At 71.8% G+C, this 12,083-nt stretch carries 11 protein-coding genes; 6 read left to right on the top strand and 5 right to left on the bottom strand.

What is annotated here, in order from left to right; translation table 11 throughout:
• Nucleotides 1–17: 17 nt before the first annotated feature.
• Genes ACWGJO_RS05880 through ACWGJO_RS05865 form a run of 4 tightly spaced genes read left to right on the top strand, consistent with a single transcriptional unit; the run spans nucleotide 18 to nucleotide 3,449 of the window.
• Complete coding sequence (locus tag ACWGJO_RS05880) at nucleotides 18–887, top strand: 3-hydroxyacyl-CoA dehydrogenase family protein (RefSeq protein ID WP_452182337.1); 870 nt, start codon at nucleotides 18–20, stop codon at nucleotides 885–887.
• A 36-nt stretch (nucleotides 888–923) separates the two neighbouring features.
• A complete protein-coding gene (locus ACWGJO_RS05875; protein WP_359897831.1) occupies nucleotides 924–1,205 on the top strand; it encodes an acyl carrier protein in 282 nt (93 codons plus the stop codon).
• A complete protein-coding gene (locus ACWGJO_RS05870; RefSeq protein WP_452182336.1) occupies nucleotides 1,198–2,313 on the top strand; it encodes an acyl-CoA dehydrogenase family protein in 1,116 nt (371 codons plus the stop codon). The genes ACWGJO_RS05875 and ACWGJO_RS05870 overlap by 8 nt, the downstream gene beginning before the upstream one ends.
• A gap of 35 nt (nucleotides 2,314–2,348) precedes the next feature.
• Complete coding sequence (locus ACWGJO_RS05865; protein ID WP_452182335.1) at nucleotides 2,349–3,449, top strand: HAD-IIIC family phosphatase; 1,101 nt, start codon at nucleotides 2,349–2,351, stop codon at nucleotides 3,447–3,449.
• Between the two features lie 58 nt (nucleotides 3,450–3,507).
• On the opposite strand, the gene ACWGJO_RS05860 is transcribed toward ACWGJO_RS05865, so the two are convergent.
• Nucleotides 3,508–4,170 (bottom strand): class I SAM-dependent methyltransferase, encoded by a 663-nt coding sequence (locus tag ACWGJO_RS05860; protein ID WP_452182334.1) that lies wholly within the window; start codon nucleotides 4,168–4,170, stop codon nucleotides 3,508–3,510.
• A gap of 125 nt (nucleotides 4,171–4,295) precedes the next feature.
• The gene (locus tag ACWGJO_RS05855; protein ID WP_452182333.1) at nucleotides 4,296–6,194 is read right to left on the bottom strand and encodes a BTAD domain-containing putative transcriptional regulator; all 1,899 of its coding nucleotides are present in this window, start codon (nucleotides 6,192–6,194) and stop codon (nucleotides 4,296–4,298) included.
• A 690-nt stretch (nucleotides 6,195–6,884) separates the two neighbouring features.
• On the opposite strand from ACWGJO_RS05855, the gene ACWGJO_RS05850 reads away from it, so the two are divergent.
• Together ACWGJO_RS05850 and ACWGJO_RS05845 are read left to right on the top strand one after the other, a co-directional pair.
• Nucleotides 6,885–7,646 (top strand): thioesterase II family protein, encoded by a 762-nt coding sequence (locus ACWGJO_RS05850; protein ID WP_452182332.1) that lies wholly within the window; start codon nucleotides 6,885–6,887, stop codon nucleotides 7,644–7,646.
• A gap of 156 nt (nucleotides 7,647–7,802) precedes the next feature.
• Nucleotides 7,803–8,027 (top strand): helix-turn-helix domain-containing protein, encoded by a 225-nt coding sequence (locus tag ACWGJO_RS05845; protein WP_380542633.1) that lies wholly within the window; start codon nucleotides 7,803–7,805, stop codon nucleotides 8,025–8,027.
• A 594-nt stretch (nucleotides 8,028–8,621) separates the two neighbouring features.
• On the opposite strand, the gene ACWGJO_RS05840 is transcribed toward ACWGJO_RS05845, so the two are convergent.
• The 3 genes from ACWGJO_RS05840 to ACWGJO_RS05830 form a co-directional block, all read right to left on the bottom strand.
• The gene (locus ACWGJO_RS05840; RefSeq protein WP_452182331.1) at nucleotides 8,622–9,050 is read right to left on the bottom strand and encodes a VOC family protein; all 429 of its coding nucleotides are present in this window, start codon (nucleotides 9,048–9,050) and stop codon (nucleotides 8,622–8,624) included.
• A 95-nt stretch (nucleotides 9,051–9,145) separates the two neighbouring features.
• Nucleotides 9,146–10,330: a macrolide family glycosyltransferase gene (locus tag ACWGJO_RS05835; RefSeq protein WP_452182330.1), complete on the bottom strand. Its 1,185-nt coding sequence runs from the start codon at nucleotides 10,328–10,330 to the stop codon at nucleotides 9,146–9,148.
• Nucleotides 10,331–10,452: 122 nt separating this feature from the next.
• The gene (locus ACWGJO_RS05830; protein WP_452182329.1) at nucleotides 10,453–11,745 is read right to left on the bottom strand and encodes a hypothetical protein; all 1,293 of its coding nucleotides are present in this window, start codon (nucleotides 11,743–11,745) and stop codon (nucleotides 10,453–10,455) included.
• Nucleotides 11,746–12,083: the final 338 nt, after the last annotated feature.

Genomic DNA, 12,083 nt, shown 5'->3' with positions numbered 1-12,083 from the left:
AAACGAAGGAGAACCCGTTGACCACAGCCCCGTACGACGATTCCCCCCCGCGACAGGCCCTCACCGTGCTGGGAGCCGGGGTGATGGGCATCGGAATCACCGTCCTCGCCCTCGGACACGGCCTGCCGGTCCACCTGGTCGACATCGACCGGGAACGGCTCGACCGGGCCGCGAACCTGATCGACGGCGAACTCCGGCTGGCCGAACTGATGGGCGCCCTGCCCGCCGGGACGCCCCTCGGCGCCCTGGCCACCGGCACCTCGCTCAAGGCCGCCGCCGGAGCCACCGCCGTCGTCGAGGCGGTCACCGAGAACGCCGCGATCAAAGCCGCCGTCCTGTCCGAGGTCTCCGGACTGGTCCGGCCCGGAACCCTGCTGATCACCAACACCTCCTCCATCCCCGTCAACGAACTGGCCGGGGCCCTGGAACGGCCGGAGGAACTGGTCGGCACCCACTTCATGAACCCGCCCTACCTGATCGGAACCGCCGAAGTGGTCCGCGGCGCCAGGACCGGGGACGCCGCGATGGCCGCCGTGGCGGCCCTGCTCACGGCGCTGCGGCGGCGGGCGGTGGTCGTCCGGGACGCACCCGGCTTCGTGACCAGCCGCATCCTGCACCCGATGATCAACGACGCGGCCCGGGTCGTGGAGGAGGGCACGGCGAGCGCCGAGGACGTCGACGCCCTGATGCAGGGCTGCCTGGGACACCCCACCGGCCCGCTGCGCACCGCGGACCTGATCGGCATCGACAACCTCGTCGACTCCCTCACCGTGCTCCACGAACGCACCGGCGACGACGGCTGCCGCCCCACGGAACTGCTGCTCCGACTGGTCCGCGAGGGCCGGCTGGGCCGCAAGTCCGGGCGCGGCTTCTACGACTACACCTGATCACCCCGACTGATCACCCCGACGATGGAGACAGCCATGACCGCAGCGAACACGCCCAACACCCACGACCTGGAGAAGGAACTGCTGGGATTCCTGGAAGGACGCACCGGAACCGCCTGGGACGCCGACACCGACCTGTTCGGCGCCGGCGGCCTGTCGTCCCTCTTCGCCATGCAGGTGGTGGTGCACCTGGAGAAGACCTACGCCATCGCCGTCCGCGGCGCGGACCTGCGGCTGGACAACTTCCGCACCGTACGGCGGATGGCGGAGCTGGTGGACCGGCTCCGGGTGCCCGCCGCCGGGGGCCAGCATGGGTGAGGACCTGAGCAGCGCGATGACCTCCGTCACCCTGCGGGTCGGCGACCTGGCGGGGGAGTGGGACCGGACCGGCCTCATCCCGCTGGACCTGCTCCGCGAACTGGGCGCCGAGGGCCGACTGTGCGCCGAAGTCCCGGAGCAGTACGGCGGCCGGGGGCTCAGCAGCATGCACAGCGGCGCGTACACCGCCCACGTGGGAGGCCTGTGCAGCTCGCTGCGCAGCGTGATGACCTCCCAGGGCATGGCGGCATGGACCATCCAGCGCCTGGGCACCGCCGAGCAGTCGGCCGCCCACCTCCCCCGGCTGACCGGCGGCGCACTGGCGGCGGTCGGCTTCAGCGAGCCCGGCGCCGGCAGCGACCTCGCGGCGATGACGACGACCGTCCGCCGCGACGGTGGCGCGGTCGTCGTCGACGGACACAAGAAGTGGGTGACCGCCGCCCACTACGCCGACCTGCTGGTCATCGTCGGCCGCTACGAGGACGGCGCGGCGGCCGTCGTGGTGCCCGCCGACACGCCCGGCGTCCGGATCGAGCGGATCGCCGACCCGCTCGGCTGCCGCGCGGCCGGACACGCCGACGTCCACCTCGACGGAGTGCGGCTGCCGGCCGACAGCGTCCTGGGCGGTCACGGACTGCCGCCCGCCCTGCTGGTGACGACCGCGCTGGCCTACGGGCGGATGTCCGTCGCCTGGGGGTGCGTGGGCATCCTGCGGGCCTGTCTGGCGGCGGCCACCGCGCACGCCGCCGGACGGGAGCAGTTCGGCAGGCCGCTCGCAGAGCACCAGCTCGTCGCCGGACACCTCGCCGACCTCTACACGGCCGAGCAGGTGGCCGCGCGGGTCTGCGAGCACGCCAGCCGCTGCTGGGACGAAGGGTCGCCGGACCAGGTGGTGGCGACCGTACTGGCCAAGCACGTCGCCGCGACCCAGGCCGCCCGGGGCGCGGCGACGGCCGTCCAGGTACTGGCCTCGGCCGGGTCCCGGGACGGGCACGCGGTGGCCCGGGCATACCGGGACGCCAAGCTGATGGAGATCATCGAGGGCAGCAACGAGCTGTGCCGGCTGATGCTGGCACAGCACGCGCTCTCCGCTCCGGGGGCACCGTGAGCGGGCCTGCAGCCGACGAGACGAGGAAGGACGACATGGCTGAGACCGTCAAGTGCCTGGTCTGGGACCTGGACGACACCCTCTGGCAGGGCACCCTGCTGGAGGACGGCGAGGTGCACCTGCCGGACGAGGTGCGCAAGGTGGTGATCGAGCTCGACTCCCGCGGCATCCTCCAGTCCGTCGCCAGCCGCAACGACCACGAGCACGCCTGGGCCCGGTTGGAGGCATTCGGCGTGGCCGAGTACTTCGTCCTGCCGGAGATCGGGTGGGGCGCCAAGTCCGAGTCGGTGCGCCGGATCGCCGATCGGCTGAACTTCGCGCTCACGGCCATCGCCTTCGTCGACGACCGGCCCGCCGAACGCGCCGAAGTGGCCTTCCACCTGCCCGACGTACGGTGCTACCCGGCCGAGCAGGTCCTCGCCCTCCCCGAACTGGCCGAGTTCACCCCCGCGACCAGCACCGTCGACTCCCGGCGGCGGCGCCAGATGTACCAGGCGGGCTTCCGCCGCGAGGCCGAGCGGGCGGCCGCCCCCGGCCCCGACGAGGAGTTCCTGCGCTCCCTGGACCTGCGGATGCGCATCGGCCGGGCCACCGGCGAGGAGCTGTCCCGGGTCGAGGAACTCACCCTGCGCACCAGCCAGATGAACGCGACCGGGGTCCACTACCCGGACGCGGTGCTGCGCGGCCTGATCACCGACCCCCGGCACGAGGTCCTGGTGGTCACCCTCACCGACCGGTTCGGCCCGCACGGCGCGGTCGGCGTCCTGCTGCTGGAGCGGCACCCGGGCCTGTGGCACCTCAAGCTGCTCGCCACCTCCTGCCGGGTCGTCGCCTACGGCGCCGGTGCGACCCTGCTGAACTGGCTGGCCGACGCCGCCGCCCGGTCCGGAGTCCACCTGGTCGCGGACTTCCGGGCGACCGAACGCAACCGGATGATGGAGATCGCCTACCGGTTCGCGGGCTTCGAGGGCCTGGACGAGGCCCCGTGCCCGTGCGCCGCCGTCCTCGCACCGGCTCCGGAGGACACCGGACTCCAGCGCCTGCACCTGGTTCCCGGCCCGCGTGTGGTGTCCACCGTCATGAGCGTGGACGCACCCGACCTGAACGTGCCGGAAGGGGGCCTGGGAACGTCGTGACCGCCGCGGGGCCCGGAAGCGCCGGGCCCCGGCGCTCCCGGGCCCCGGCCCGCCGTCCTCAGCGCTTGCGGACGAGTGTGATCCCGTCGGCCATCACCAGGAGCGACAGCTCCACCCGGGGGTCCTCGTGCAGCAGCCGGTTCAGAGCCCGGACCCCGGCGGTCTCCGGGTCCACGGCGGCCGGATCGGCGACCCGGCCGAAGAAGAGGGTGTTGTCGACCACGATCAGACCGCCGGCACGCAGCAGCGCCAGCGAACTCTCGTAGTAGCGGACGTAATTGGTCTTGTCCGCGTCGATGAACACCAGGTCGAAGCTCTCCGGTCCGCGCTCCGCCAGCAGCGCGTCCAGGGTCGCGGCGGCATCGCCGATCCGCAGGTCGATCCGCGAGTCGACCCCGTCCCGCTTCCAGAAGTCGGCGCCGATGGCCGGCCACCGGTCGTCGATGTCGCAGGACACCAGCATCCCGTCGGCCGGGAGGGCGCGGGCCATGCACAGGGTGCTGTAGCCGGTGAAGGTGCCGATCTCCAGAACCGCCCGCGCCCCCGTCAATCCGACCAGCAGGGAAAGCAGTTGGCCCTCCTCCGCCATCACCTGCATGGCGGTCCCGCCCGGCAGGTCCGCGGTGGTCTCCCGCAGCTCCCTGAGCAGATCGTCGTCACGGAGGGAGACCTCCCGGACGTAGGCGAGCAGGTCGTGGGTGGCTGCTGTCTGGTCGGCCATGGCGAGGGGGTCCTCTCGGAGGAGATCGGGCAGAAAAGGATCGGGCAGAAAAGGATCGGGTCGAAAAGGATCGGGGCGAAGGCGGACCGGGCCGCCGGGTGCCCGTCGCCGGGCCGCCGGGACGGTCACCCGGCGCGCATGTACGGGTGACCGTGCTGCCGTACGGCGACCGCCTGCGCCCGCTCGCGGGCGTACGCCCGCAGCAGCGCGTCCAGCCGGTAGCGGCCTCCCGCCGGCGCACCCAGCAGATTCGCCTCGACCAGGGCGTCCAGGGCTTCCTCGGCCTGCGCCTCGGAGCAGCCGAACATCACCGCGACCCGACTGCTGGAGACCGAGGACGCTCCGGCAGTCCCCAGCGCGGTGAACACCTCGGCCGGGTCGACCGCGGCCGGAGCCGTCCGCCGGAGCCCGGCGTGCTCGGCGTCGAGGCAGGGCCGGACACCGAGGTCGCCCGCGCACAGTTCGTCCAGCAGCTGCGGGGCCTCCGTGAGCCGCTGGGCGAAGCGACCGATACTCCAGTGCGGGCGCTCCAGCAGCCGGGTCCCCGCGATCCGGATCGCCAGCGGCAGGCCCGCGCAGACCGTCAGCACCGAACGGGCCGACCGCGGTTCGGCACCCACCCTGGCCGGGCCGACGATGCTGCCCAGCAGCTCCAGCGACCCGGCCTCGTCCAGCGGGCCGAGCGAAATGGGGCACGCCCCCTCCAGATCGGCCAGCCGCCGTCGGCTGGTCACCAGCAGCCTGCTGCCCCCGCTGCCCGGTATCAGTGGCCGCACCTGCGCGGTGCTGGAGGCGTTGTCGAGTACCACCAGCAGACGGCGGCCCGCGGTGAGCGAGCGGTAGAGGCTCTCCCGTTCCGACTCCTCCTCGGGTATCTCGTCCCGGGGCACACCGAGGTCCGCCAGGAACCGCGGCAGCACCGCCCGGGCGGTCAGCGGCCGCGCGGCTCCGCCGAGATCCGCGTAGAGCTGGCCGTGCACCGAGGAACCGCGCACGGCGTGCGCCGCTTGCAGGGCCAGCGCGCTCTTGCCGACACCGCCCCGGCCGGTCACCACCGCCGTCGCCACCATGCCCGCGGGCATCGTGCCGGTCGTGAGGAAGTGCTGCAGCCGCGCCAGCGCACCGGAGCGGGCCGACAGTGGCAGCGGCACCGAGGGCAGCTGCGCCGGGCTCGGCCAGGAGGACCGTTCCCAGGCAGCGGGCGGCGCCGGCGCGACGGCCGCCGCCGGGGCCTTTTCGGGCTGCTCCAGCTGGTCGGGCGCGCGGGGCCGGTCGTGGGCCGAGAGGATGTGCTGGTGGACCTCGCGCAGATCGGTGCTCGGCTCGGCGCCGAGTTGCTCGACGAGCAGCGCCCGGGTGCGCTGGTAGAGGTCCAGGGCCTCCGACTGCCGTCCCGAGCGGCCCAGCGCCAGCATCAGCTTGCCCACCAGGGCCTCCCGTAAGGGGTGCTTCCGCACCAGCCGTACCAGTTCCGGCACGACCTCGGCGTGCCGCAGCAGCGCCAGCTCCGCGTCGAACCGCAGCTCCAGGGTCTGCAGGCGAAGCTCCTGGAGGTAGCGGCCCTCCACATCGCGCAGCGTCTGCGACGGGATGTCCGCCAGCGGCTCCTCGCGCCACAGGGCGAGCGCCTCGGCCAGCTCGGCGGAGGAACCCTCCAGGTCTCCGCGCTCGGCCAACTCCGCCGCGCGCCGGCGGTGGGCCGTGAACTGCCCGAGATCGCTCTCGTGCTCGCCGAGTTCGAGGAGGTAGCCGGGCGCCCGGGTGAGGATCCGGGCGGAGGCGTGCTCGCCCAGCGACTGCCGCAGGCGCATCACATAGGTGCGGACGGTCGCGGCGGCACTCGGCGGCGGGGCGCCGTCCCAGACGTACTCGGCGATCCGGTCGACCGAGATCACCCGGTTGGCGTTGAGGAGGAGCGCTGCCATGACCACGCGCTGCCTCGGCGCCGACACGTGCACCTCACGCGCGTTCAGCCGGACGGAAAGCGGGCCCAGCAACAGGAAGTTCAACGGAGTCCTCTTCATCACACGACCGGTGGGCAAGACTGCCTCCAGCGTCTTGGGTGGCTGTGTACGGGTCAACGCGGTCCTGCCGTATCTAGATGTATTCCTAGAGTGCAGGTCTTGCGCTCATGTCGGGTTTACGCTGCGCGGCACCATCACGGCGGTCAGGACCAGGCCCGCCCACCACGGCCCACCGGCCGGTGAAACCGATCGCTGCGGCACCGCCGTTGACCGGGGGTGACCCGGCACCGCCGGCGCGGCCTGGAACGCCCCCTCCGGCAGCGGCCCCTCCGGCTCCGCGTCGATGCCGCGGACGTCACTGACGGCGTGCAGCCTTGTCATGAGGTGCCCTCGCCTCCTCGGTCGGATCCGCGGTGCGCGGTCCGGCCGGACCGTTGCCGCCGAGTCGGAGCCAGGTAAATCCCACAGGATTGCTCCGCACCGCAACGTCCTCACCGTTCACGAAGGGATGGCCGGAATTGAACCCGGACATGAGCGGACGGGCGCGATCCGGTGCGTACTTGCTGACATTCCGAGGGGTATGGCAGGCTGTCATATGCGGTGTCCGTGACTCGCTCGCCGGTCGCTGTCGATCGGGGCTCCCCGTATTAGCGCGCACCATACAGCCTGCCGGTGCGGATGATGTCCCGCGTGATCACCACACCCCGCCCGTCGGCACTGCGCGGATTTCGAAGGGAATGAAAGGCCGCTATGACCTCCCTCTCTTTGGACAGCGACCTGTGGTGCCGTCGCTTCCATCCCTCGCCTATGGCCACGCGCCGACTGGTCTGCTTTCCGCACGCCGGCGGCTCGGCGAGTTTCTACCTTCCGGTATCCGCCGCACTGTGCGGCCCGGTCGACATCCTGGCCGTGCAGTACCCCGGCAGGCAGGACCGCCGGAAGGAAACCGGGGGCCAGGACCTGCACCGCATGGCCGACGAAGTGTCCGAAGCGCTGCGCCGCTGGGACGACCTCCCCCTGACCCTCTTCGGGCACAGCATGGGCGCGCTCGTCGCCTTCGAGGTGGCCCGGCGGATCGAGCGCGCGGGCGGCCGGATCGACCACCTCTTCGTCTCCGGCCGCAAGGGGCCGTCCGCGGACCGGCCCGAGCACTCCCACCCACTCGACGACGAGGGCATCGTGGCCGAGGCCAAAGCCATGGGCGGCACCGACGCCCGGCTCCTGGAGGACGAGGAACTGCTGGGGATGGTGCTGCCCGCGCTGCGCGGCGACTACCAGGCCCTGAGGGCCTACCGGGCCGACCGTGACGCCGTGGTCACCTGCCCGGTCACCGCCGTGGTGGGGGACCAGGACCGCTGGACGCCGGTCCCCGAGGCCGGGCACTGGCGCGACCGCACGATGGGTGCCTTCGACCTCAAGGTCTTCCCCGGCGGGCACTTCTACCTCAGCAGTCGGGCGAACGAGGTGATCGGCATGCTCCGCGACCACCTCGCCGGCACGCTGCGCACCTGAGAGCACGGACGACAGGGAAGGGGGGACCGAGAAGTGACACCGTCAGCGACCTCCGAGGAGGTCAAGCCCGCGCAGCGGCCGTCGCGGTCCGAGTCCGCCGCCCGTCCTGCGGACGGGGGCCCTGCCCGCGGCGCGGGCGTCCGGCGGCTGACCGACGTGGACGTCCGCATCCTGGAAGGCGTCGCGGTCGGCATCTCGACCGCCCGGCTGGCGGCATCGCTCTATCTGAGCCCGCAGGGCATCGAGTACCGCATCGGGCTGATGATGCGCCATTTCCAGGCCGCGAACCGGCCCGCTCTGGTCTCCCGGGCGCACTCCCTCGGCGTTTTGAGCGTCGGGACATGGCCACCTCGCGTTCTCCCGGAATTCCTTGAGTCCTAGCAGAGGGCGGGGCGCACTGTTCCCTGATCTCCCCCGCGAGTTCCCTGCCGGAGGGCGGGTCGAAAAAGTCCATTCCGAATGCGGGGAATGAACTCCGCCGGTATGCTGGCAGATATTTTCCCGGATCCGGATACCGTATAGATATCGTGCCGCAAGACGGGTTCCCGAGCGTCCGGTCGAACGCCGGATTCTGCGGCATTGTGCTGTCGGGCCCACGTCTGCTGCACTACGCCCGGGCCGCACCGCCGTCCCCTCCTTTCACACTACTTCACAGGAGTAGTCATGAGTTCGGGGTACCTGTTCGGCGGCGTCGGGACCGAGCCGCACGGCCTGGAGCTCTACCGGGCCTACGAGGTCGTGCAGGGCCGGCACGAGCATGGCTCCGGGTCGCCGGGCTGACGGTCGGAGAGATCCTGGAGGTAGACCTCCCGACCGCCCAGGAGGAGCGCCGGCGCCCGGCACCCGGAGGCCCCGATGGAGCGACTGTCGGCGAGGAACTCCCCGAGGCGGCCCTGCCCGGATCGCCCGCACACCGCCTCTCGGATGCCTGACAGCTCATCAAGAGATGTCATTGCGGCACGTCTTGGCCTCTCCTCAGTCGATGCAGAACTCGTTGCCCTCGATGTCCTGCATCGGGATGCACGCGTCGTTGCCGTCGTACAGCGTCCGCACGTGTACCGCGCCGAGCGGGACCAGCCGTGCGCATTCGGCCTCAAGCACGGCCAGCCGCTCCTCACCCACCAGCCCGGTACCGACCCGCACGTCGAGATGCAGCCGGTTCTTGGCGGCCTTGCCTTCGGGAACGCGCTGGAAGTACAACCGCGGCCCCACGCCCGACGGATCGACGCAGGCGAACCACGCGTCCCGCCGCTCGGCCGGCTGCGCGCTCCTGTAGTCCTCCCACGTGGTGAACCCCTCCGGTGGCGGCGGCACGACGTACCCCAACACCTCGCACCAGAAACGGGCGAGGCGCTCGGGTTCCGCACAGTCGAAGGTGACCTGGAACTGCTTGATCGATGACATCGGCCCACCCTAGTGGCGTGCACCGCCCACCGGGCCCCCCGGGCGGCCGTTGATCGTTCCGCTTCTCATCGGGGACGCCGGGCCCTGCGGTGGGATCAGGTCGTGCGCTTCAGATAGGCCTCGATCTCGTCGGCGGCGCGGGTGGCACCGCCCGCTTCCCGGGTGAGCCGCTGCGCCTCGATGCCCCGCTCCTGCACGGCCGCGTCGGCGGTCACCTCGGTGATCGCGGCCCGCAGCAGGCTCACGTCGGCCTCCGCCGGCAGCAGTACCCGGCCGAGGCCCAGCTCGGCCACCCGCGCGGTGTTGGCCGCGACGTCCGGCCAGGACGGCACTCCGAGCATCGGGCAGCCGGCGTCCAGGGACTCCAGCACGCCGCCCATGCCGCCGTGGGTGATCACCAGCCGGGCGTGCCGGAGCACCGCCAGGTGCGAGACCCAGCGGTGGACCTCGACGTTGTCCGGCAGCGGGCCGAGGTCGGCCGGGTCCATCCCCCCGCCGACCGAGATGACGGCGTGCCAGGGCAGCTCGGCGAAGGCGTCCACGCACAGCCGGAAGAACTCCGGATGCTTGTTGTGCACGGTCCCCATCGAGACCAGCGCCACCGGCAGGCCGCTCGCCGGGGGCTGCCACTCCCCCAGGAAGGAGCGGTCCGTCAGGCACGGCCCGACGAAGGCGAAGCGCTCGTCGAAGCTCTCGCCGTGCGGCTGGAAGAACCGCGGCACGTGGACGAGGTTGAGGCGCTCGGTGCGCATCATGAACTCGTGCGCCGGCTCGTCGATGCCGTGCGAGGCCAGCAACTCGGCCATCCGGACGCCGAATTCGACCATCACCTCCTCGGTGAGCGGGACCGCGCCGTCCGCCTCCATCATCTGCTGCACGAAGGAGTAGGTGTCGTTGGAGGCGAAGAACGGCGTCGACTGGACGGCCGGGATCCCCCAGGTGTGGGCCAGTATCCGGCCGGCCTGGAAAGCCACGGCGTCGTAGACCACCGCGTCGGGCCTGGCGTCGTCGAACCACTCCTGGACCGCGCGCAGGACGGCGACGTTCTCGTCCAGGAAGATCAGCGGGGTGCGCCCGTTCTCGGGACCGCCCACGCTGTCCAGCGGCTGGGTGGAGTCGTAGCGAAGGTGTTCGGCGCCGACCTCGGCCAGGGCCTGGGCGAAGTCGTCGACGGCCGCGTAGGTGACCCGGTGCCCGCGGCGTACCAGTTCACCCACGACCGCCAGGGTGGGGAAGACATGGCCGTGGGCCGGGATGTTGACCATCAGGATGTGGCTCACTGCTACTCCTTCGGTATCGGGAAGAGGAACGCGGGAAGAGGAACGCGGGAAGAGGAACGCGGGAAGAGGGAAGCGAGAAGCGCGATGTGGGAAGGGAGAAGGGGCGCGGCAGGCCGCGCGGCTCAGCTGGGGTCCTGGTCCGGGCCGGCCTCGGGCTGCGGCTCGGACTGCTGCTCGGCGGCCCACTGGGCGCCCGCGATCTCCTCGGCGCTCAGCTGCCGGCGCGGGATCCAGGCGGGGACGGTGCCCTCCTCGTTGCGGCCTTTGTCGAGGATCGCCAGGTTGTGGTAGAAGTGCGCGCCGGCCAGTGTCCGGTCGGTCCCGCTCGGGCGGTGCGCGGTCGGCGGCTCGTGCTCCTCGTGGTTGAGGCCGTCGAGCAGCTGCTTGAGGAAGCCCATGCTGGTGGTCGGGTCGTCGAGCCGCTCCGAACTGCCGCCGTAGCCCGGCCAGTAGGAGGTCTGCAGGTCCTCGATCACATAGAGCCCGCCCGGGACCACATGCGGGAAGAGCGCGCCGAAGGCGGCGATGACGTCCGGGCAGTAGTGGCTGCCGTCGTCGATGACGATGTCGATCGGCCCGATCCGCTCGGCCAGCGCGGTGAGGAAGGCCGGGTCCGCCTGGTCGCCCCGGACGGTGTGGATCCGCTGCTCGCGCAGCGCCGCCTTGTCGTAGACGTCGACCCCGTAGACGAGGCCCCGCCGGAAGAAGCGCTTCCACATCCGCAGCGAGCCACCGCCCGCCGCCGGGTCGGCGTAGCCGCCGATCCCCAGCTCCAGGATGGTGAGCGGCCGGTCCCGCAGCGGGGCGAAGTGCCGGGCGTAGTGCTCGGTGTAGTAGTGCAGCCCCCACTTGTCCGAACCGTGGCGCAGCGACAACTCGGCCAGGTCGAGCGGCTGTTCCGCCAAGCCGCGGAGCAGCTGCTGGACGACCGGGAAGGCCGCCAGTGCGGGCATCAGCCGAGCCGGGTCCTCGATGCCGTGCCAGGTGATCCGGGGCGTGCGGTGGCCCGCGGTGTGCCGGGCGCCGAAGACGGCGCGGGCCAGGTCGAGCAGATCCAGCTCGACGGTGGCGCTGGGCTCGTCGGCCGGCCCGGTGCGGTGCTCGGCCTTGGGGCCGGTCAACAGGTGGCGCCGGAGCACCTGGCCGTCGAAGGCGAGCTCGAACTGCACCACCGCCGCCGCGGCGGCGAGTTGCTCGCTCAGGTCGGCCCGGCTGACCAGTTCGTCCACCAGGTCGGCGGCCGTCTGCTCGGCGCCCGCCGACCTGATCACCGCCGCAAGCTGCTCCTCGGGCCCGTCCGCCGCCAGGATCAGGGCGCGGATCCGGCGCAGGTCGGTCTCGTGCGGGTCCGAATCGTGGTCCGACGGGCTGTTCACGTGCGGGCCGTTCTCGTGCTGTCCGGTGAGGGCGGTCATGCGTGAGCCTTTCCACGAGGGATTCGAGAGGACGGGGAACGGATCGGGGCATCTACCAGGCCGGGGTGACGCCGTCGGTCATCGCCGGCGGCGGGATCTCCACCCGACCGGGGAAGAGGGCGTTGTCCACCACGATCGGACCGCCGGGCACCGAGTTCACAGCGGGACGCCGCTGCCACTCTCAGCTACTGGATCGACACGTCGTGAATCTAGGTGCGCATCCCTCCCGCCACAAGCACTACCTGGGGCCACGGGGCACCGAGTGCGGGAAACGAGCCAGAATCGGGGCACCGCTGTTCCGCATGTTTGGACCCGTCACCCCGGTGTCGTTCGTGGCA

The organism is Kitasatospora sp. NPDC054795 (genome assembly GCF_053611565.1).
This window is presented reverse-complemented; position numbering and strand designations above follow the sequence as displayed.

Bases quoted from the DNA above. Each gene is read 5' to 3' on its own strand.
- ACWGJO_RS05850 (WP_452182332.1), top strand. From the start codon at position 6,885: ATGACCTCCCTCTCTTTGGACAGCGACCTGTGGTGCCGTCGCTTCCAT.
- ACWGJO_RS05875 (WP_359897831.1), top strand. From the start codon at position 924: ATGACCGCAGCGAACACGCCCAACACCCACGACCTGGAGAAGGAACTG.
- ACWGJO_RS05830 (WP_452182329.1), bottom strand. From the start codon at position 11,745: ATGACCGCCCTCACCGGACAGCACGAGAACGGCCCGCACGTGAACAGC.
- ACWGJO_RS05865 (WP_452182335.1), top strand. From the start codon at position 2,349: ATGGCTGAGACCGTCAAGTGCCTGGTCTGGGACCTGGACGACACCCTC.
- ACWGJO_RS05855 (WP_452182333.1), bottom strand. From the start codon at position 6,194: ATGAAGAGGACTCCGTTGAACTTCCTGTTGCTGGGCCCGCTTTCCGTC.
- ACWGJO_RS05870 (WP_452182336.1), top strand. From the start codon at position 1,198: ATGGGTGAGGACCTGAGCAGCGCGATGACCTCCGTCACCCTGCGGGTC.
- ACWGJO_RS05840 (WP_452182331.1), bottom strand. From the start codon at position 9,050: ATGTCATCGATCAAGCAGTTCCAGGTCACCTTCGACTGTGCGGAACCC.
- ACWGJO_RS05860 (WP_452182334.1), bottom strand. From the start codon at position 4,170: ATGGCCGACCAGACAGCAGCCACCCACGACCTGCTCGCCTACGTCCGG.